The 20,613-nt window shown below is 53.6% G+C and carries 17 protein-coding genes and 7 tRNA genes; 5 read left to right on the plus strand and 19 right to left on the minus strand.

Going from position 1 to position 20,613, the window contains the following annotated elements:
* Nucleotides 1-2 precede the first annotated feature (2 nt).
* The 4 genes from corC to miaB all read right to left on the minus strand — a co-directional run bounded on the left by corC (nt 3) and on the right by miaB (nt 4,069).
* Nucleotides 3-881: a CNNM family magnesium/cobalt transport protein CorC gene (corC, locus tag ACW9E7_RS04655; protein ID WP_021242574.1), complete on the minus strand. Its 879-nt coding sequence runs from the start codon at nt 879-881 to the stop codon at nt 3-5.
* 89 nt (nt 882-970) lie between these two features.
* Complete coding sequence (ybeY, locus tag ACW9E7_RS04660) at nt 971-1,438, minus strand: rRNA maturation RNase YbeY (RefSeq protein WP_008501052.1); 468 nt, start codon at nt 1,436-1,438, stop codon at nt 971-973.
* Complete coding sequence (locus ACW9E7_RS04665) at nt 1,435-2,481, minus strand: PhoH family protein (RefSeq protein WP_008501053.1); 1,047 nt, start codon at nt 2,479-2,481, stop codon at nt 1,435-1,437. Before ACW9E7_RS04665 ends, ybeY begins: the two co-directional genes overlap by 4 nt.
* 163 nt (nt 2,482-2,644) lie before the next feature.
* Nucleotides 2,645-4,069 (minus strand): tRNA (N6-isopentenyl adenosine(37)-C2)-methylthiotransferase MiaB, encoded by a 1,425-nt coding sequence (gene miaB / locus ACW9E7_RS04670; protein WP_028012350.1) that lies wholly within the window; start codon nt 4,067-4,069, stop codon nt 2,645-2,647.
* Between the two features lie 135 nt (nt 4,070-4,204).
* On the opposite strand from miaB, the gene ubiF reads away from it, so the two are divergent.
* Nucleotides 4,205-5,380 (plus strand): 3-demethoxyubiquinol 3-hydroxylase, encoded by a 1,176-nt coding sequence (ubiF, locus tag ACW9E7_RS04675; protein ID WP_458727326.1) that lies wholly within the window; start codon nt 4,205-4,207, stop codon nt 5,378-5,380.
* Between the two features lie 97 nt (nt 5,381-5,477).
* On the opposite strand, the gene ACW9E7_RS04680 is transcribed toward ubiF, so the two are convergent.
* The 12 genes from ACW9E7_RS04680 to nagB form a co-directional block, all read right to left on the minus strand.
* Nucleotides 5,478-5,552, minus strand: a tRNA-Gln gene (locus tag ACW9E7_RS04680).
* Nucleotides 5,553-5,588: 36 nt separating this feature from the next.
* A tRNA-Gln gene (locus ACW9E7_RS04685) sits at nt 5,589-5,663 on the minus strand.
* A 40-nt stretch (nt 5,664-5,703) separates the two neighbouring features.
* A tRNA-Met gene (locus ACW9E7_RS04690) sits at nt 5,704-5,780 on the minus strand.
* Between the two features lie 17 nt (nt 5,781-5,797).
* Nucleotides 5,798-5,872: transfer RNA gene (locus ACW9E7_RS04695), tRNA-Gln, on the minus strand.
* 32 nt (nt 5,873-5,904) lie between these two features.
* Nucleotides 5,905-5,979: transfer RNA gene (locus ACW9E7_RS04700), tRNA-Gln, on the minus strand.
* A 23-nt stretch (nt 5,980-6,002) separates the two neighbouring features.
* A tRNA-Leu gene (locus ACW9E7_RS04705) sits at nt 6,003-6,087 on the minus strand.
* A gap of 8 nt (nt 6,088-6,095) precedes the next feature.
* Nucleotides 6,096-6,172 (minus strand) — tRNA-Met (locus ACW9E7_RS04710).
* Nucleotides 6,173-6,398: 226 nt separating this feature from the next.
* Complete coding sequence (gene asnB / locus ACW9E7_RS04715; protein WP_023310762.1) at nt 6,399-8,063, minus strand: asparagine synthase B; 1,665 nt, start codon at nt 8,061-8,063, stop codon at nt 6,399-6,401.
* 249 nt (nt 8,064-8,312) lie between these two features.
* Nucleotides 8,313-9,065, minus strand: a complete 753-nt coding sequence (gene nagD, locus ACW9E7_RS04720) for a ribonucleotide monophosphatase NagD (RefSeq protein WP_023310763.1) — start codon at nt 9,063-9,065, stop codon at nt 8,313-8,315.
* A gap of 45 nt (nt 9,066-9,110) precedes the next feature.
* A complete protein-coding gene (gene nagC, locus ACW9E7_RS04725; protein WP_021242995.1) occupies nt 9,111-10,331 on the minus strand; it encodes a DNA-binding transcriptional regulator NagC in 1,221 nt (406 codons plus the stop codon).
* 8 nt (nt 10,332-10,339) lie between these two features.
* Entirely contained in the window at nt 10,340-11,488 is a 1,149-nt protein-coding gene (nagA, locus tag ACW9E7_RS04730; protein ID WP_127730047.1) for an N-acetylglucosamine-6-phosphate deacetylase, read from the minus strand.
* A 55-nt stretch (nt 11,489-11,543) separates the two neighbouring features.
* The gene (nagB, locus tag ACW9E7_RS04735) at nt 11,544-12,344 is read right to left on the minus strand and encodes a glucosamine-6-phosphate deaminase (RefSeq protein ID WP_458727327.1); all 801 of its coding nucleotides are present in this window, start codon (nt 12,342-12,344) and stop codon (nt 11,544-11,546) included.
* A 328-nt stretch (nt 12,345-12,672) separates the two neighbouring features.
* On the opposite strand from nagB, the gene nagE reads away from it, so the two are divergent.
* The 4 genes from nagE (at nt 12,673) to chiQ (ending at nt 18,749) form a co-directional block, all read left to right on the plus strand.
* The gene (gene nagE, locus ACW9E7_RS04740; RefSeq protein WP_458727328.1) at nt 12,673-14,694 is read left to right on the plus strand and encodes an N-acetylglucosamine-specific PTS transporter subunit IIBC; all 2,022 of its coding nucleotides are present in this window, start codon (nt 12,673-12,675) and stop codon (nt 14,692-14,694) included.
* A gap of 169 nt (nt 14,695-14,863) precedes the next feature.
* The gene (gene glnS, locus ACW9E7_RS04745) at nt 14,864-16,531 is read left to right on the plus strand and encodes a glutamine--tRNA ligase (RefSeq protein WP_458727329.1); all 1,668 of its coding nucleotides are present in this window, start codon (nt 14,864-14,866) and stop codon (nt 16,529-16,531) included.
* 446 nt (nt 16,532-16,977) lie between these two features.
* Complete coding sequence (chiP, locus tag ACW9E7_RS04750; protein WP_458727330.1) at nt 16,978-18,375, plus strand: chitoporin ChiP; 1,398 nt, start codon at nt 16,978-16,980, stop codon at nt 18,373-18,375.
* Between the two features lie 47 nt (nt 18,376-18,422).
* Nucleotides 18,423-18,749 carry a ChiQ/YbfN family lipoprotein gene (chiQ, locus tag ACW9E7_RS04755; RefSeq protein WP_458728368.1) on the plus strand — a complete coding sequence of 109 codons (327 nt, stop codon included), beginning with the start codon at nt 18,423-18,425 and terminating at the stop codon, nt 18,747-18,749.
* A gap of 92 nt (nt 18,750-18,841) precedes the next feature.
* Here chiQ and fur read toward each other — a convergent pair whose 3' ends face one another.
* The 3 genes from fur to ybfE form a co-directional block, all read right to left on the minus strand.
* Entirely contained in the window at nt 18,842-19,288 is a 447-nt protein-coding gene (fur, locus tag ACW9E7_RS04760; protein ID WP_014169146.1) for a ferric iron uptake transcriptional regulator, read from the minus strand.
* 291 nt (nt 19,289-19,579) lie between these two features.
* Nucleotides 19,580-20,110, minus strand: coding sequence for a flavodoxin FldA (gene fldA, locus ACW9E7_RS04765; protein WP_008501067.1), 531 nt, complete (start codon nt 20,108-20,110; stop codon nt 19,580-19,582).
* A 155-nt stretch (nt 20,111-20,265) separates the two neighbouring features.
* A complete protein-coding gene (gene ybfE / locus ACW9E7_RS04770) occupies nt 20,266-20,553 on the minus strand; it encodes a LexA regulated protein (RefSeq protein WP_023334913.1) in 288 nt (95 codons plus the stop codon).
* Between the last annotated feature and the right edge of the window lie 60 nt (nt 20,554-20,613).

Genomic DNA, 20,613 nt, shown 5'->3' on the forward strand with positions numbered 1-20,613 from the left:
CATTAATCTTCCAGTTTTGGCACCGGTGAGTCGTCCGGCGTTCTGACATGAACCTGTATAATACGTCGGCTGTCGGCCATGGCTACTTTGAACTGGTAACCGTCGATGTCAACGGTCTCACCGCGCGCCGGGAGGTGGCCAAAGGCCTGCATCACCAGCCCGCCAATGGTATCGACCTCTTCATCGCTGAAGTGGGTCCCGAAGGCGTCGTTGAAGTCCTCAATGGAGGCCAGCGCGCGCACGGTCCAGGTGTGGCGGCTGAGCTGACGGAAGTCGATATCCTCTTCTTCGTCGTACTCGTCTTCGATTTCGCCCACGATCAGCTCAAGGATATCCTCGATCGTGACCAGACCGGAGACGCCACCAAATTCATCAATAACAATCGCCATGTGGTAACGCTGAGAGCGAAACTCTTTCAGCATCCGATCCACACGTTTACTTTCCGGCACAACCACGGCCTGGCGTAACACTTTTTCCATGCTGAAGGCTTCGGCATCGCTGCGCATAAACGGCAGCAGATCTTTCGCCATCAAAATCCCTTCGATGTGATCTTTGTCTTCGCTGATGACCGGGAAACGCGAGTGGGCGGATTCGATGATGACATCGAGGCACTCGTCCAGGGTCTGGTTACGTTTCAGGGTGATCATCTGCGAGCGGGGGATCATGATATCGCGAACGCGCTGGTCGGCGATGTCCATAACCCCTTCGAGCATTTCGCGCGTATCTTCGTCGATAAGGTCGTTCTGCCCGGAATCACGAATCAGCTCCAGCAGTTCATCACGGTTTTTGGGTTCGCCGTGGAAAAGCTGGTTCAGAATGAGGGAGAAAAATCCCTTTTTACTGGTTGTCGTGTCGCTACTGTGTGAATTGTCGTCGCTCATGGCGTTTGTTAAGGGTTCTCTTGTTAGTTCAACGTTTACCGCCACGCGATATCCTTTCGTGGCGGCAGGTGAGTCAGTCAGGTGACGGACTATTCTTTCTCGGCAATGTACGGATCCTCATAGCCCAGAGCAAGCATTATCTCTGTCTCGAGGGACTCCATCTCTTCCGCTTCGTCGTCTTCAATATGATCGTAGCCGAGCAGATGCAGGCTGCCGTGTACCACCATATGCGCCCAGTGGGCCTCAAGCGGCTTTTGCTGCTCTTTGGCTTCCTGTTCAACCACCTGACGGCAGATGATCAGATCGCCCAGCAGCGGCATCTCAATGCCCGGAGGCGCTTCGAACGGGAAAGAGAGCACGTTGGTCGGCTTATCTTTCCCGCGATAGGTCAGGTTAAGCTCATGGCTTTCCGCTTCATCCACCAGGCGAATCGTGACTTCTGATTCTTCCTGAAACTGAGGAATAACGGCATCCAGCCATTTCTGAAACTGTGCCTCATCTGGCATGCCGGAATTGTCTTCACAGGCCAGCTGTAAATCGAGGATCACCTGACTCATTTCTGTTCTTGCTCCTGCGCTTCGCGCTTACGTTCTGCGGCCAGTTCGGCCTTACGCTTCTGATCCGCCTCTTCCCAGGCTTCATAGGCGTTTACGATACGCGCGACCACCGGGTGGCGTACCACGTCTTCACTGTGGAAGAAGTTAAAGCTGATTTCGTCGACCTCGGCCAGCACCTCGATAGCGTGGCGCAGGCCGGATTTGGTGCTGCGCGGCAGGTCGATCTGGGTGACGTCGCCGGTGATGACCGCTTTTGAGTTAAAGCCGATACGCGTCAGGAACATCTTCATCTGTTCGATGGTGGTGTTCTGGCTCTCATCGAGAATGATGAACGCATCGTTCAGCGTACGACCGCGCATGTAGGCGAGCGGGGCAACTTCGATAACGTTACGCTCAATGAGCTTCTCGACCTTCTCAAAGCCCAGCATTTCGAACAGCGCATCGTATAAAGGACGCAGATACGGGTCGACCTTCTGGCTCAGATCGCCCGGCAGGAAGCCCAGCTTTTCGCCCGCTTCAACGGCCGGACGGGTCAGCAGAATTCGACGGATCTCCTGGCGTTCCAGCGCATCGACCGCCGCTGCAACGGCCAGATAGGTTTTACCCGTGCCCGCCGGCCCCACCCCGAAGGTGATGTCGTGGTCGAGGATATTGGCGATGTACTGTGCCTGGTTTGGCGTACGCGGCTTAATGACGCCACGTTTCGTCTTGATATTGATTGCCTTACCGTAGTCCGGCACGCTTTCCGCGCTTTGCTCAAGCACGCGCGCCTCTTTAATAGCGAGGTGAATTTGTTCCGGTTCGATATCCTGAATTTCGCCGCGCATGGGGGAGGTATCGACATACAGGCTACGCAGAATGTCCGCAGCGGCGTTGACGCAGATAGGGCGCCCGGTAAGTTTGAAATGATTATCGCGACGATTGATTTCGATACCGAGACGTCGCTCCAGTTGTTTGATGTTGTCATCAAACGGCCCGCACAGGCTCAGCAGGCGAGCGTTGTCTGCTGGCTCAAGGCTAATTTCACGCGTATCTATGTTCAAACTGTTCCTCTTTAATTGGTTAACTGACCTGCTGCCACACGGCGTAATAAAACGGTCATTACCGAAATTATTCACGCCACAGAATAAAGGCGCAAGCGTTGCGGAAGATATTGGGGACGATGAGAGGAAATACAAGGCCTGCCGGAAGGGCAGGCCAGAAGGATTATGGCTGGTAAATCCCAACGCCAGAATCGTTTTCTTTGCGAGTACGAGAGATGACGGATTCCGGTGACTCGGCAATACGCAGGCCCATTTCGTCCTCGGTGCGGACCACTTTTGCGCGCAGCGAGTTGGTCAGCACTTCGACGATCTCGACGTCCACGAATTTACCGATCATATCCGGGGTGCCTTCAAAGTTCACCACGCGATTATTTTCGGTACGACCAGAGAGTTCCATAATGCTCTTGCGGGAGGTGCCTTCCACCAGAATGCGCTGAACGGTGCCGAGCATGCGGCGGCTCCAGGCGTTGGCCTGCTGGTTAATACGCTCCTGCAGAATATACAGACGCTGCTTTTTCTCTTCTTCCGGCACATCGTCAACCATATCGGCCGCCGGTGTCCCTGGACGCGCAGAGAAGATGAAGCTGTAGCTGACGTCAAAATTCACTTCACCGATGAGCTTCATGGTGCGCTCGAAGTCATCAGCGGTTTCGCCAGGGAAGCCGACGATAAAGTCAGAGCTAATCTGGATATCCGGACGCGCTTCACGCAGCTTGCGAATGGTGGACTTATATTCCAGCACCGTATGCGGGCGGCCCATCAGGTTCAGCACGCGGTCAGAGCCGCACTGAATCGGCAGGTGCAGGAAGCTCACCAGTTCTGGCGTATCGCGATAGACGTCAATGATGTCGTCGGTAAACTCCATCGGATGGCTGGTGGTAAAGCGAATGCGGTCGATGCCGTCAATCGCGGCCACCAGGCGCAGCAGCTCGGCAAAGCTGCCGGTCGTGCCGTCGTAGTTCTCACCGCGCCAGGCGTTAACGTTCTGGCCCAGCAGGTTCACTTCGCGCACACCCTGCGCGGCAAGCTGCGCGATTTCAAACAGAATGTCATCTGCCGGGCGGCTGACCTCTTCACCACGTGTGTACGGCACCACGCAGTACGTGCAGTATTTGTTGCAGCCTTCCATGATGGAGACGAAGGCGGTCGGGCCATCGGCACGTGGCTCAGGCAGACGGTCAAATTTTTCGATTTCCGGGAAGCTGACGTCAACGACCGGGCTACGGTTACCGCGAACCTGATTGATCATCTCCGGCAGGCGGTGGAGGGTCTGAGGACCAAAGACAATATCCACATACGGGGCTCTCTGGCGGATCAGCTTGCCTTCCTGCGACGCGACGCAGCCGCCCACCCCAATGATCAGGTCCGGATTTTTTCGTTTGAGAAGTTTCCAGCGTCCTAATACGTGAAAGACTTTTTCCTGCGCTTTTTCACGAATCGAACAGGTGTTCAGCAGCAGCACGTCCGCTTCTTTCGCATTTTCAGTCAGCTGGTATCCGTGGGTGGTATCCAGCAGATCGGCCATCTTGGATGAATCGTATTCGTTCATCTGACAGCCCCAGGTTTTTATATGGAGTTTTTTAGTCATCGACTTGCTCAGCTCAGGATTGCAAGCCGCGTATTGTAATGCTTTGGTGGGGTTGTGACCAGTATGAAGGTTGTGTGTCTCAGGACCGCAAAAATCCGGTAAACTTAAGGGATTCTCCAATAAGGAAAATTGACCATGACACTCCTACACACCGAAGTTGCCGTTGTCGGCGGCGGTATGGTCGGCGGCGCGCTGGCGCTGGGGCTGGCGAAGCAGGGATTTGAGGTAACGATAATTGAACAGGCTGCTCCCCCGGCCTTCGATCCCGCCAGCAAACCGGATGTGCGCATATCTGCGATCAGCGCGGCGTCCGTCGATCTGCTGCGCGGGCTGGGCGTCTGGGAGGCGGTGCTGGAAATGCGCGCGCACCCCTATAGCCGTCTTGAAACCTGGGAGTGGGAAAATGCCCACGTCGCGTTTGATGCCGCTGAGCTGAAGCTGCCGCGCCTGGGCTATATGGTGGAAAACAACGTGCTCCAGCGGGCGCTCTGGCAGTCGCTGGAGGCGCATCCGCAGGTGACGCTGCGAGTGCCTGCGTCGCTTAAGGCGCTGCATCCTCACGAGAGTGGCTATCTACTGACGCTCGATAGAGGCGATGAGCTGGCCGTGAAGCTGGTTATCGGGGCGGACGGCGCCAATTCGCAGGTCAGACAGATGGCGGGTATCGGGGTGCATGCCTGGCAGTACGAGCAGTCCTGTATGCTGATTACCGTCCAGTGCGAGAATGCGCCGGGCGAGAGTACCTGGCAGCACTTTACCCCGAATGGCCCGCACGCCTTTTTACCGCTGTTCGATAACTGGGCGTCGCTGGTGTGGTACGACAAACCGGCGCGCATTCGCCAGCTGCAGGGGCTTTCAATGGAACAATTGCAGCGGGAAATTCTGCTGCATTTCCCGAGCCGTCTGGGCAACGTCACGCCGGTCGCCGCAGGGGCATTCCCGCTCACGCGTCGTCATGCGTTGCAGTATGCCCGTGAAGGGCTGGCGCTGGTGGGCGATGCGGCACACACCATTCATCCGCTGGCCGGGCAGGGCGTGAACCTGGGATATCGTGACGTCGATGCGTTACTGGATGTGCTGGGCAGCGCCCGCGAACACGCGGAAAACTGGGCCAGCCATCAGGTCCTGAAGCGTTATCAGACGCGACGCATGGCGGATAACTTTATCATGCAGTCGGGAATGGATCTGTTCTATGCCGGGTTCAGCAATGATTTAGCCCCGGTGCGCATTCTGCGTAATATTGGATTGATGGCAGCGGAGCGTGCCGGTGGTCTGAAGCGTCAGGCGCTGAAATACGCCCTGGGACTTTAATATTGATGCCCTCTCCCCGTGGGAGAGGGCATCAGGCTACTCGATTCTGAACAACAAAAACAAACAAGCCCGCAGAGCGGGCTTGTTTGTTACTAAGTGGCTGGGGTGCAGGGATTCGAACCCCGGAATGCTGGTATCAGAAACCAGAGCCTTACCGCTTGGCGACACCCCAATTGCGTTAAACAAACTGCTTAACGACTTTTTAAATTGGCTGGGGTACGAGGATTCGAACCTCGGAATGCCGGAATCAGAATCCGGTGCCTTACCGCTTGGCGATACCCCAACAATTTGTCTTGATTACCGAAAAATCGACAATCTTAATTTGGTGGCTACGACGGGATTCGAACCTGTGACCCCATCATTATGAGTGATGTGCTCTAACCAACTGAGCTACGTAGCCAGTACTGCAATCTTCGATGGCTGGGGTACCTGGATTCGAACCAGGGAATGCCGGTATCAAAAACCGGTGCCTTACCGCTTGGCGATACCCCAATACCGCGGAGAACCGCAAAATCGAAGAAATATGGCTGGGGTACCTGGATTCGAACCAGGGAATGCCGGTATCAAAAACCGGTGCCTTACCGCTTGGCGATACCCCATCCGTGCAACGCTTACCCGGGAATGGTGCGGGAGGCGAGACTTGAACTCGCACACCTTGCGGCGCCAGAACCTAAATCTGGTGCGTCTACCAATTTCGCCACTCCCGCAAAAAAGATGGTGGCTACGACGGGATTCGAACCTGTGACCCCATCATTATGAGTGATGTGCTCTAACCAACTGAGCTACGTAGCCATCTTTTTTCGCGTTACCTTATCGGCGTTGCGGGGCGCATTATGCGTATAGACCCTTGCAGCGTCAACACCTTTTTCAACGAAAATAGCCGGAATGTGACTGTTTGGTTAGGTTGCGAACAGCGTGACCGAATATTCGGCAATTATTGGTTATTAATCAGATTTAGGCGGTGAAATGTGAGGCAAAAAAAACAGGCCCCTGAGGGGCCTGATTGCGATCTAGGTGATTATTTGTAGGCTGACTGGTGAACGCCTACCGCGCGTCCTGATGGATCGTTCATGGATTTGAACGATTCATCCCATTCAATCGCTTTGGCAGAAGAGCAGGCGACGGAAGGGCCACCCGGTACGCACTCCGCAGCACTCGGCACCGGGAACAATTCTTCAAAAATTTCACGGTAGAGATACGCTTCTTTCGAGCCCGGCGTGTTGTACGGGAAGCGGAAGCTTGCGGTTTCCAGCTGTTGGTCAGAAACCTGTTTCGCCGCGACCTCTTTCAGGGTGTCGATCCAGCTATAGCCTACGCCATCAGAGAACTGCTCTTTCTGACGCCATGCCACGCTCGCCGGCAGGTAGGATTCAAAACATTCACGCAGGATATGTTTTTCCATTTTGCCGTTGCCGCACATCTTGTCCTGCGGGTTGATGCGCATCGCCACGTCGAGGAATTTCTTATCGAGGAACGGCACGCGCGCTTCCACGCCCCAGGCCGACATCGCTTTGTTGGCACGCGCACAGTCGAACATGTGCAGCGCCTGCAGCTTGCGCACGGTCTCTTCGTGCAGCTCTTTGGCGTTTGGCGCCTTGTGGAAGTACAGGTAGCCGCCAAACACTTCGTCAGACCCTTCACCGGAGAGCACCATCTTGATGCCCATCGCTTTGATCTTACGCGACATCAGGTACATCGGCGTTGAGGCGCGGATAGTGGTTACGTCATAGGTTTCAATGTGATAGATCACATCGCGGATCGCATCCAGACCTTCCTGCACGGTGAAGTGAATCTCATGGTGCACGGTGCCGAGGTGGTTCGCCACTTCCTGCGCGGCTTTCAGGTCAGGTGCGCCTTCCAGGCCAACGGCAAAAGAGTGCAGCTGTGGCCACCAGGCTTCTGAGCGCTCCTGATCTTCCACGCGACGGGCCGCGAATTTCTTGGTGATCGCGGAGATCACGGAGGAGTCCAGACCGCCGGAGAGCAGCACGCCGTACGGCACGTCGGACATCAGGTGGCTTTTCACGGAATCTTCCAGGGCCTGACGCAGCTCGGCTTTGTCCGTGACGTTGTCTTTCACCGCATCATAGTCGAACCAGTCACGCTGGTAATAGGAGCGGATCTCGCCGTCTTTGCTCCACAGATAGCTGCCTGCCGGGAACTCTTTAATGGTGCGGCAGACCGGCACCAGGGCTTTCATTTCAGAGGCGACGTAGAAGTTGCCGTGCTCATCGTGACCCATGTACAGCGGGATAATGCCGATATGGTCACGGCCAATGAGGTAAGCGTCTTTTTCGCTGTCGTACAGGGCGAAGGCAAACATGCCCTGCAGGTCGTCCAGGAACTCGGGCCCTTTCTCCTGATACAGCGCCAGGATCACTTCACAGTCAGAACCGGTCTGGAACGCGTAGCGGTCGCCGTATTCGGCGCGCAGCGCCTGGTGGTTGTAGATTTCACCGTTGACAGCCAGCGCGTGCGTTTTTTTCTCGTTATACAGCGGCTGTGCACCGGCGTTGACGTCAACAATAGACAGACGTTCGTGAGCCAGAATCGCTTTGTCACTGGCGTAAACGCCTGACCAGTCCGGACCGCGGTGGCGCATCAGGCGGGACAGTTCGAGTGCCTTTTTACGCAGTTCGCCCGCGTCAGTTTTAATATCCAGTACGCCAAAAATTGAACACATAACCTTCTCCGTTAACCCTGTTGCTTTGTAATGTTGCTTGCTTATGAAAATGCCGCAAAGGGGCAGGGCGCGCAAGCGTTTTACGGGTGAAAACGGAAATAGTGCAATAGTGATTGCGGAATAGTGAAAAAAGAGTACTTCATGGATTCTTTTATTGATGATTGTGTAATAAAACGTGTTTTTTGTTAGATGGTGTTCTGTTTGTGTAGGCTATAAATGAAAAACCACGCCCTGTGGCGTGGTTCGGTATCAGATGATGTCGATTTCATCGACGGAGGGGTAAATCCAGCTTGGCCGGAACGGCATCGAATCAATGTCATCAAGTTGAGAGACGCCGGAGAGGACCAGAATCGTCTCCAGACCCGCCTGAAATCCGGCCAGAATATCGGTGCGCAGGTTGTCGCCGACAATAACGGTTTCTTCAGAGTGGGCCTGCATCTTGTTGAGCGCGGCACGAATGATCCACGGGCTCGGTTTACCGACCACGAACGGCTGACGCCCTGAGATTTTCTCGATACCGGCGCAGAGCGCGCCGCAGGCCGGATAAAAACCACGGCCATGCGTATCCGGGTTGGTGGCGATAAAGCGTGCACCGCTGGCGACAAAGTATGCTGCTTTATGCATCATCTCCCAGTTAAAGGAACGCGTCTCGCCGACAATCACAAAGTCCGGGTTCACGTCAGTGATGGTAAAGCCTGCTTTGTAGAGCTCGTGTATCAGCGCACCTTCACCCACCACGTAGGCTTTCTTTCCTTCCTGACGCTTCAGAAAATCCGCCGTGGCCATCGCCGAGGTATAAAATACGCTGTCCGGGACGTCGACGCCCGCCGTGGCAAAGCGGTTTGCCAGATCCTGACCGGTTTGAGAAGGGTAGTTCGTGAGCAGAACCAGTGGCATTCCTTTGTCGATGATACGGTGAAGAAACTCCGCAGCACCCGGCACGGCAACGTTGTCGTGCATCAGCACGCCGTCGATATCACAAATTACGTTCTTAATGGTCATGGATATTCCGACATCAAAAAAAGAAGGCGTTACTATAAGGTTCGATCAGCTTTCCAGCAAATGCTGGAGCAGAATTCCGTTGAGCATGGCGCGTTTGACCAGCGCGAACGCGCCAATCGCCGAGCGATGGTCAAGCTTTGAACGAACCACCGGAAGATTCTGGCGGAATGCTTTCAGCGCCTGGGTGTTAATACAGCCTTCAATCGCAGGGAGCAGAACCTTTTCCGCTTCCACAATTTCACCGGCGATCACCACTTTTTGTGGGTTAAACAGGTTAATGGCGATGGCGATGGTTTTCCCCAGATGGCGCCCCACCTGCTCGATCACTTCACAGGCCAGCGCGTCGCCTTTATTAGCGGCTTTGCAGATGGTGCCTATCTTGCAGTCGTCCAGCGTGACGCGGCTTTGATAACCCTGTTCAAGCAGATGGCGAACGCGCTGCTCGATGGCCGTGTTGGCGGCGATCGTTTCAAGGCAGCCAAAGTTGCCGCAGTGGCAGCGCTCCCCGAGGGGTTCAACCTGAATGTGGCCGATCTCTCCGACGTTACCGTTGCGCCCAATAAAAATCCGGCCGTTAGAGATAATGCCTGCACCCGTACCGCGGTGGACGCGCACCAGAATAGAGTCTTCACAGTCCTGGCTCGCACCAAAGTAGTGCTCTGCCAGCGCCAGAGAGCGGATGTCGTGACCCACAAAGCAGGTCACTTTAAAACGCTTTTCCAGCGCGTCGACCAGCCCCCAGTTTTCAACCTGAATGTGCGGCATATAGCGGATCACGCCGCTTTCCGGGTCGACCAGGCCGGGCAGGATCACGGAGATGGCGATGAGTTCGCGGATCTTGCGCTGACAGCTTTCAATAAACTGCGCGATGGTATTGAGCAGCGCATGTTCCAGCGTCTCCTGGGTGCGTTCCGGAAGAGGGTAGTGTTCTTCCGCAATGGCTTTACTGCTCAGATCGTACAGCGTGAGGGTAGTGTCATGGCGGCCCAGACGGACGCCAATAGCCTGAAAATTGCGGGTTTCGGTAATAATAGAGATGGCGCGGCGGCCCCCGGTGGAGGCCTGCTGATCGACTTCTTTGATCAGACCGCGCTCAATGAGCTGGCGGGTAATTTTTGTCACGCTGGCGGGAGCAAGCTGGCTTTGTTCGGCTATCTGAATCCGCGAGATGGGGCCGTGCTGGTCAATCAGGCGGTATACCGCCGCACTGTTAAGTTGTTTAACGAGATCGACATTACCGATTTGAGCTTGTCCGCCAGGTGTCATACTTTTACTTACTCAGTGACGACCTCGTTACCATTAACGATGGTCTTAATAATTTTATAATCGTGTGTGAATGCCGTCAGGTTTGCAACCATACCTGGTGCAATTCCGCCGAGCTGTTTATCCACGCCCATTGCGCGAGCCGGATACAGGGTTGCCATACGCAGGACTTCATCAAGCGCAATCCCGCAATGTTCTACCAGGTTACGCACCCCTTCAATCATGGTCAAAGAGGAACCGCTCAGCGTACCGTTTTCATCCACACACAGTCCATTGCGGTAGTATATTGTTTTACCGGCAAAAATGAACTGCTCAATATTTGCACCTGCCGGTGCGGTGGCATCCGTCACCAGACAAAGCTTGTCACCTTTCAGCCGCTTAGCGTTGCGAATGTTGGTGTAATCGACGTGTAAGCCGTCAGCAATAATGCCGCAGTAGACGTCTGGCTCATCCAGAATCGCCCCGACCAGACCCGGTTCACGGCCTGTGATATACGGCATGGCGTTGTAAAGGTGAGTTGCGAAAGTAATTCCCGCGCGGAAACCGGCTTTCGCTTCTTTCAGCGTTGCGTTTGAGTGGCCTGCTGAAACGATAATCCCGGCGGCGGCCAGCTTGCTGATTACATCCGTACCCGTCATTTCAGGCGCCAGCGTCACTTTGGTGATCACATCGGCGTTGGCACACATGTAGTCAACCAGCTCTGCATCAGGTTTACGCACGTAGTCCGGGTTATGCGTTCCTTTCTTGACCATATTCAGCCATGGCCCTTCAAGGTGCAGACCCAGCGCCTGGTTAGGATGTTTGGCCAGGTATTCTCGCATCACGCGGATACCCTGCTTCATAAGGTCATCACTGCTGGTGATGAGCGTTGGCAGATAGCTGGTGCAGCCGGATTTCTCGTTGGCTTTCTGCATGATCTCCAGAGTTTCTACCGTCACCGCATCCGCGGTGTCATTGAATTGCACACCGCCGCAGCCGTTGAGCTGCACGTCGATGAAACCGGGGGAGATTACTGCTCCATTGAGTGAGCGCTGTTCAATCTCCGGCGGCAGTTCTGCCAGCGGGCAAACACGTTCAATCAGGCCATCAGCGATAACAATCGCATGGTCATCCAGAATATCATGGCCGGTATAAATCCGACCGTGGGTTAAAGCGTACATAACTACCCCCGGTTAAAAAAAGCGGCCGCCTCTTGATGAAGAGGCGGTTATTCAATTACAGACCTTTGATGTTCTCAGCTTCTAACTCGTTGAAGTACTTCAGCGTTTTAACCTTCAGCTCCATCGTGGATGGTTCGTCGCAGACGATGACTGATTTCGGATGCAGCTGCAGGCAGCTTATGGTCCACATATGGTTTACGTTGCCTTCAACGGCAGCCTGGAGCGCCTGGGCTTTCACGCTGCCCAGCACCAGAATCATCACTTCTTCAGCATCCAGCAGGGTGCCTACGCCTACGGTCAGGGCGTATTTTGGAACCTGGTTAACATCGCCGTCAAAGAAGCGGGAGTTTGCCACGCGCGTGTCATGGGTCAGCGTTTTAATACGGGTGCGGGAAGCCAGAGATGACGCCGGTTCGTTAAACGCGATGTGACCATCATTACCTACACCACCCATAAACAGGTGGATCTTACCGTAAGAACGGATTTTTTCTTCATACTGACGGCATTCTGCGTCAATATCAGGCGCGTTTCCATTCAGCAGGTTAATATTTTCAGCTGGAATATCAACGTGATCAAAGAAATTACGGTGCATAAAGCTATGGTAGCTTTCCGGGTGGTCTTTCGGTAAGCCAACGTATTCATCCATGTTGAATGTCACAACATGCTTGAAGCTAACCTGGCCTGCTTTATGCATCTCAACCAGCGCCTTGTAGGCGGTCAGCGGTGTGCCGCCTGTCGGAAGTCCAAGAACGAAAGGACGATCGGCAGTTGGTTTAAAGGCGTTGATACGGTTAACGATATGGCGAGCGGCCCATTTACCAACTTGTTCAGCAGTTACCAGGGGAATCAGTCTCATTGTTCACCTCAAGAGTTAAAGTAGAAGAGTGGGCGGATAGCTATCGGAACCTGATACTTAAGCGTAACCTGGAAACTTTCAGGCCGGATCAATCCGTCTTGATTTTTTGAATGATAAAATAAGTTTTCACTGTTAGCCAGTGAAAGGGAGGGTTAATAACGATATTTGGTGACAAAAATCACAAAAAGTACGCGTTTAATTTGCGATACGAATTAATTTTTCACACACTCACAATGCCAGTGAAGCATCAACTGTATCTATAGTTCGTGACACAATAAAAAACAGAGCTGAGAACATGCCTTAAACGGGGTCTCATAGGGGGAAGAAAGTGAGTATTCTAGGTTATTTACAAAAGGTTGGCCGCGCACTTATGGTGCCGGTCGCCACGCTGCCTGCCGCAGCCATCCTGATGGGTGTCGGCTACTGGATCGACCCCAACGGCTGGGGTAATACCAGCGCGCTGGCGGCGTTCTTTATCAAGTCAGGTTCCGCCATTATCGACAATATGTCCGTGTTGTTCGCGATTGGTGTGGCTTACGGTATGTCCAAAGACAAAGACGGTGCCGCTGCGCTGACCGGTTTTGTCGGTTTCCTCGTCTTAACCACTCTCTGCTCACCTGCAGCAGTGGCCATGATCCAAAAAATTCCGGCGGACCAGGTTCCGGCGGCATTCGGTAAGATCAGCAACCAGTTTGTCGGTATCCTTGTGGGTATCATCTCTGCCGAACTGTATAACCGCTTCAGCAGCGTAGAGCTGCCAAAAGCGCTCTCCTTCTTTAGCGGCCGCCGTCTGGTCCCTATCCTGACCTCGTTTGTGATGATCGTTGTCGCGTTCATCATGATGTACGTCTGGCCGATGATTTTCGACGGTCTGGTGAACTTCGGTGAGCACATCCAGAAACTGGGTTCTGTCGGTGCGGGCGTGTACGCGTTCTTCAACCGTCTGCTGATCCCGGTTGGTCTGCACCACGCGCTGAACTCCGTGTTCTGGTTCGACGTTGCCGGTATTAACGATATCCCTAACTTCCTGGGTGGCGCACAGTCCATCGAAGCAGGTAAAGCGGTTGTCGGTATCACCGGTCGTTACCAGGCGGGCTTCTTCCCGATCATGATGTTTGGTCTACCGGGTGCTGCGCTGGCTATCTACCACTGCGCGCGTCCAGAGAATAAAGCGAAAGTGCTGGGTATCATGATGGCGGGCGCGTTCGCGGCCTTCTTCACCGGTATCACCGAGCCGCTGGAGTTCTCCTTCATGTTCGTGGCGCCGGTTCTGTATGTGATCCACGCCGTGCTGACCGGTATCTCCGTGTTCATCGCTGCCAGCATGCAGTGGATTGCCGGTTTCGGCTTCAGCGCCGGTCTGGTGGATATGGTGCTTTCGTCCCGTAACCCGCTGGCGACCCACTGGTGGATGCTGATCCCGCAAGGTCTGGTGTTCTTCGCGATCTACTACGTAGTGTTCCGTTTCACTATCACCAAATTTAACCTCATGACACCGGGTCGTGAACTGGCCGTGGCCGGTAGCGAAGCGGATGGTCAGGATATGAACGTGAGCGGTGCTCAGGACCAGGACGTTTCAGGTCTGGCGCGTCAGTACATCGCCGCAGTAGGCGGTTCTGACAACCTGACCGGTATCGATGCCTGTATCACTCGTCTGCGTCTGAACGTCAAAGACTCTTCCCTGGTGAACGAAGCGCTGGCCAAACGTCTGGGCGCGTCCGGTGTTATCCGCCTGAACAAAACCAGCGTGCAGATTATCGTTGGCTTTGTGGCAGAGAAAATTGCTAATGCCATGAAAACTACCGGCCCGGTAGCCGCAGCAGAAGCTTCTGCCGCCCCTGCCGCCGCGCCAGCGGCTGCAAAACCGCAGGCGGTACCCAACGCCAAAACGATAGCCGCGCTGGTTTCACCGGTAACCGGTGAAGTGGTTGCGATTGAGCAGGTGCCTGATGAAGCCTTCGCCAGCAAAGCGGTGGGTGACGGTGTGGCGGTGAAACCAACGGAAAAAATCGTTGTGTCTCCGGCGGCCGGTACCATCGTGAAAATCTTCAACACCAACCACGCGTTCTGCCTCGAAACCGAAAATGGCGCGGAGATCGTTGTCCATATGGGTATCGATACCGTTGCGCTGAACGGTCAGGGCTTTACTCGCCTGGTGGAAGAGGGCGCTGAAGTGGTGGCCGGGCAGCCGATTCTGGAAATGGATCTGGACTTCCTGAACGCCAACGCGCGCTCCATGATAAGCCCGGTCGTTTGCAGCAACATCGACGACTTCAGCGGCCTGGTCATTCAGGCGAAAGGTCAGGTTGTTGCGGGTCAAACACCGCTGTACGAGATTAAAGGCAAGTAATCGCTCCTGAGTAGAGTCATGCCTTAAGCGGCGGGGGAGATCCTCCGCCGCTTTTTTTTGCAGCAAATGCCCCCATTATTTTCTTCAGAGACGTTTTAAGGGTTGTCACTACGTCCGGCTTATAAGATCATATGCCGTTATACGTTGTTTACGCTTTGAGGAATCCACGATGAGTGAGGCTGAAGCCCGCCCGAGTAACTTTATTCGTCAGATCATCGATGAAGATCTGGCCAGTGGTAAGCACACCACAATTCATACCCGCTTTCCGCCGGAGCCGAACGGCTACCTGCATATCGGGCATGCGAAGTCCATCTGCCTGAACTTTGGCATTGCGCAAGACTACCAGGGACAGTGCAACCTGCGTTTCGATGACACCAACCCAGTAAAAGAAGACATCGAATACGTTGAGTCCATTAAGAACGACGTGCAATGGCTGGGCTTCAACTGGTCTGGCGATATCTGCTACTCCTCTGACTATTTTGATCAGCTGTACGCCTATGCGGTAGAGCTTATCAACAAAGGTCTGGCGTATGTCGACGAGCTGTCTGCTGACGAGATCCGTGAGTATCGCGGTACGCTGACCGCACCAGGCAAAAACAGCCCGTTCCGCGACCGCAGCGTGGAAGAGAACCTGGCGCTGTTTGAAAAAATGCGTGCCGGTGGCTTCGAAGAAGGCAAAGCGTGCCTGCGTGCCAAAATCGACATGGCGTCTCCGTTCATCGTGATGCGCGATCCGGTGCTGTACCGCATTAAGTTTGCGGAACACCACCAGACCGGCAACAAGTGGTGCATCTACCCGATGTACGACTTTACCCACTGCATCAGCGATGCGCTGGAAGGCATTACGCACTCCCTGTGTACGCTGGAGTTCCAGGACAACCGTCGTCTGTACGACTGGGTTCTGGATAACATCACCATTCCTGTGCATCCGCGCCAGTACGAGTTCTCTCGTCTTAACCTGGAATACACCGTGATGTCCAAGCGTAAGCTGAACCTGCTGGTGACCGACAAGCACGTTGAGGGCTGGGACGATCCGCGTATGCCAACCATCTCGGGTCTGCGTCGTCGTGGTTACACTGCCGCCTCTATTCGTGAGTTCTGCAAACGTATCGGCGTGACTAAGCAGGATAACACCATCGAGATGGCCTCCCTGGAATCCTGCATTCGCGAAGATCTCAACGAAAACGCTCCGCGCGCGATGGCGGTTATCGACCCGGTGAAACTGGTTATCGAAAACTATCCGCAGGGTGAAAGCGAGCTGGTCTCCATGCCTAACCATCCGAACAAACCGGAAATGGGTAGCCGTGACGTGCCGTTCAGCGGTGACATCTGGATTGACCGCGCTGACTTCCGCGAAGAAGCCAACAAGCAGTACAAGCGTCTGGTGCTGGGTAAAGAAGTGCGTCTGCGTAATGCCTACGTCATCAAAGCCGAGCGCGTTGAGAAAGATGCAGAAGGGAATATCACCACCATCTTCTGTTCTTATGATGCTGAAACGCTGAGCAAAGATCCTGCGGATGGCCGCAAGGTGAAAGGCGTTATCCACTGGGTGAGCGCATCCCACGCGCTGCCGGTAGAAATTCGTCTGTACGATCGTCTGTTCAGCGTGCCTAACCCTGGTGCTGCGGAAGACTTCCTGGCGACCATCAACCCGGAATCTTTGGTGATTAAGCAGGGCTATGCGGAGCCTTCTCTGAAAAACGCTGAAGCAGGCAAAGCGTTCCAGTTCGAACGTGAAGGTTACTTCTGCCTGGACAGCCGACACAGCACGGCAGAAAAACCGGTATTTAACCGTACCGTAGGTCTGCGTGATACCTGGACGAAGATCGGCGAATAATATTGCTGGTCTGGTCAATGAGAGACAAACGCCGCACTATGCGGCGTTTTTTTATTTAACGATCAGGGTATTAAGCCAGGGCCTAAAAAGGTGTGATAAAAATATCAGGTCAATGAGGTGCTACTTATTTTTCAAAAAAAAGTTTGTGTCATTAGGAAAAACAAAAAGGTTATAAGAAAGGGAAGATGTTTCTCGTCTAGCCACTGAAATACTTGAAAATTTCCCGCCATTCCTCGCCTCCCTGCAAATGTTACAAAGCACTACTAATTATGTGCACTTCGTCATAATCCTGACTTTTGTCCGCTAAAAAGCATTGATAATTCGCGTCGCGAAAAATAACCTAACGACGGTAGTTAATTCGAGGGTATTTAAAACTACCCCTGACCATTTGGTCTTTTTTATTTACGCCGTTTCAGGCGTTTTAATTCGTCAAAGAGGAATAATCTATGCGTACGTTCAGTGGCAAACGTAGTGCGCTGGCGCTGGCTATTGCCGGTGTGACAGCAATGTCGGGCCTGGTGGTGACACCAGAGGCGAAAGCGGCAGGCTTCATCGACGATTCTACCCTCACGGGCGGTATCTATTACTGGCAGCGTGAACGTGACCGTAAAGACGTCACCGAAGACAAATACAAAACCAACCTTTCTCATTCCACCTGGAACGCCAACCTGGACTTCCAGTCAGGCTATGCCGCGGATATGTTCGGTCTGGATATTGCTGCGTTTACCGCGATTGAAATGGCGGAAAACGGCGACAGCGCCCACCCGAATGAAATTGCCTTCTCCTCCAGCAATAAAGCGTATAAAGAAGACTGGTCCGGGGATAAGAGCGGCATCAGCCTTTACAAAGCCGCTGCAAAATTTAAATACGGTCCGGTATGGGCGCGCGGTGGTTATATTCAGCCAACTGGCCAGACCCTGTTAGCACCGCACTGGAGTTTTATGCCGGGTACCTATCAGGGTGCGGAAGCCGGGGCGAACTTTGACTACGGTGATGCGGGTGCGTTGAGCTTCTCCTATATGTGGACCAACGAGTACAAAGCACCCTGGCACATCGAGATGGACAAGTTCTACCAGAACGATAAGAAAACCAAAGTCGATTATCTCCACTCGCTGGGGGCGAAATACGACTTCAAAAACGATCTGGTTCTCGAAGCAGCATTTGGCCAGGCGCAAGGGTATATCGATCAGTACTTTGCCAAGGCCAGCTATAAGTTTGATGTCGCGGGTAGCCCGCTGAGTACCAGCTATCAGTTCTACGGTACGCGCGACAAAGTCAGCAACGGTGGCGTCAATGACATTTATGATGGCACCGCGTGGCTGCAGGCGCTAACCTTCGGCTATAAGGTCGGTCAGGTTGATTTACGTCTGGAAGGAACATGGGTGAAGGCGGAAGGGCAGCAGGGCTACTTCCTGCAGCGTATGACCCCGACCTATGCCTCATCCAACGGTCGTCTTGATATCTGGTGGGATAACCGCTCAGACTTCAACGCCGACGGCGAGAAAGCGGTCTTCTTCGGCGCAATGTACGACCTGAAAAACTGGAACCTGCCTGGCTGGGCGGTGGGCGCTTCTTACGCTTACGCCTGGGATGCAAAACCTGCCGATATGGCAACTCCGGACGCATACTACGATCCCAACTATCGCCTGAAAGAGTCTTCTTACAGCCTCGATGCTATCTATACCCTGCAGGATGGCCGCGCGAAAGGCACAATGTTCAAACTGCACTTCACTCAGTATGACAACCACTCCGATATCCCGAGCTACGCGGGCGGTTACGGCAACATCTTCCAGGATGAACGTGACGTGAAATTCATGGTTATCGCACCGTTCACTATCCTCTGATGAATCTTCCGGCGGGTTAGATCCCGCCGGACCGGAGACTGCATATGATGAAAAAAATCGTAATCGTCGCGTTACTGGCATCAGGGCTGGTGGCGTGTGCTCAGAGTGAGGCACCGAAAGAAGATTCCCGGCTGAAGGAGGCCTATAGCGCCTGTATTAATACAGCAGAAGGATCGCCGGAGAAAATTGAAGCCTGTCAGAGCGTGCTGAACGTGCTGAAGAAAGAGAAAGCGCATGAGCAGTTTGCGACGCGGGAGAATGTCCGCGTGATGGATTACCAGGCCTGTATCCAGGCGCGTAAAACCGGTAACGATCAGGAAGTGGCCAAGCGTTGCAATAAGATCTGGAACGAGATACGCAACAATAATAAATAAGTTGTTTTACGCCCGGTGGCGCTGCGCTTACCGGGCTTTTTTCTGGCAAAAAAAAGCCAACCTTTCGGCTGGCTCAGAGTATGAACACTTGCTTATTTTGCGTCGTGCGCGTGGTCATCTTCGCGGCAGTCGCCTTCAGCGCAGTGACCGTAAAGGTACAGGCTGTGGTTGGTCAGGCGGATACCGTGACGCGCGGCGATTTCACGCTGGCGCGCTTCGATGGAATCATCGCTGAATTCAATGACCTTGCCGCAGTCGAGGCAGATCAGATGATCGTGGTGCTGCTGCTGGGTCAGTTCGAAAACAGATTTACCGCCTTCGAAATTATGACGGGTGACAATGCCCGCGTCATCAAACTGGTTCAGCACGCGATAGACGGTAGCCAGCCCAATCTCTTCACCCATGTCGATAAGACGTTTATAAAGGTCTTCCGCACTGACATGGTGATTGTCTGGACCCTGAAGCACTTCGAGGATTTTTAACCGAGGAAGCGTAACTTTCAGGCCAGCCTTCTTTAATGCGGTATTGTTGTCAGTCATGCGGAATCTGTCCTGTTGCTAAACGATTCACTTCTGTAGGAAGTGACAGAAAATGCACCTGGGATAATGCGTCTCATTATAGAACTGCCATGGCTAAATGAAAACTGCAAGTCTCAGGCAAAATATGCTTATAAAAATGGGGTATCACCAACAAACTTGCTCAATGGAAAACCACATTTTATCAGGGAGACATTGTACAGGTCTGGGCGAAAAAGTTAAAAGATTGTAGCAATTAATTTAATCGGTTTGACCTGGTGCGCGGGCGCAACCGCCGTTGCGCCGCGAGAAAAATCAGGCGTTAAGAATATCGTCCAGGTGCAGTTCTTCACGGATCTGCTTAACCCATTTCTCAACGCGCTCTGCGGTCAGTTCTGGCTGACGGTCTTCGTCGATGGCCAGACCCACGAAATGATCGTCATCGGCCAGGCCTTTAGACGCTTCGAAGTGGTAACCAGCGGTCGGCCAGTGGCCTACGATAACCGCGCCGTTCGGCTCAATGATGTCGCGGATGGTCCCCAGCGCGTCACAGAAATACTCAGCGTAGTCTTCCTGGTCACCGCAGCCAAACAGGGCAACCAGCTTACCGTTGAAGTCCACTTCTTCCAGCGTCGGGAAGAAATCATCCCAGTCGCACTGGGCTTCACCGTAGTACCAGGTTGGGATACCCAGCAGCAGAATGTCATAGCCTTCCAGATCTTCTTTGCTGCTCTTGGCAATGTCATGCACATCAGCAACGTCTTTACCGAGCTGTTTTTGAATGTTTTTTGCGATATTTTCGGTATTGCCGGTATCACTGCCAAAGAAAATGCCGATGATTGCCATGAGTAAAATAACCTCTTGAAACTTAATAGTATGGTGGCGCAATTCGGCCACGGATAAGGGCAATAATAGCAGAACTGGCAACCCTGCGGAAACAGCTATCGCGCAGGACTGCACTCTGTGCTACATGAAAAGGGTAATAAAGAGGATTTTCAGACTTATGCCTGGCTGCGTAACGTCTCAAGCTGGGCGATTAACATCTCTTCAATGAGCTCGCTGCGGCTGATATTTCGCGCGTCAGCCAGCTCGTTCAGCGCATCGACGGCGTCGGCGTTAAGCTTCAGTTCGACACGCTTAAGCCCGCGATTTTTATCGCGTTTAAGCTGATTGCGTTTATTGATACGCAGCTGTTCATCGCGCGAAAGCGGATTCGTCTTCGGTCGTCCCGGGCGACGCTCATTCGCGAACAGATCTAGTGTCGTACGGTCCGTTTGTTCTTTGGCCATGATTCTGAGACTTCGGGGGAAACACGCCGCCCTGCTAATGCCCGGGCGATAAGCGCGCCA

This window comes from Enterobacter sp. H2G27 (genome assembly GCF_054403075.1).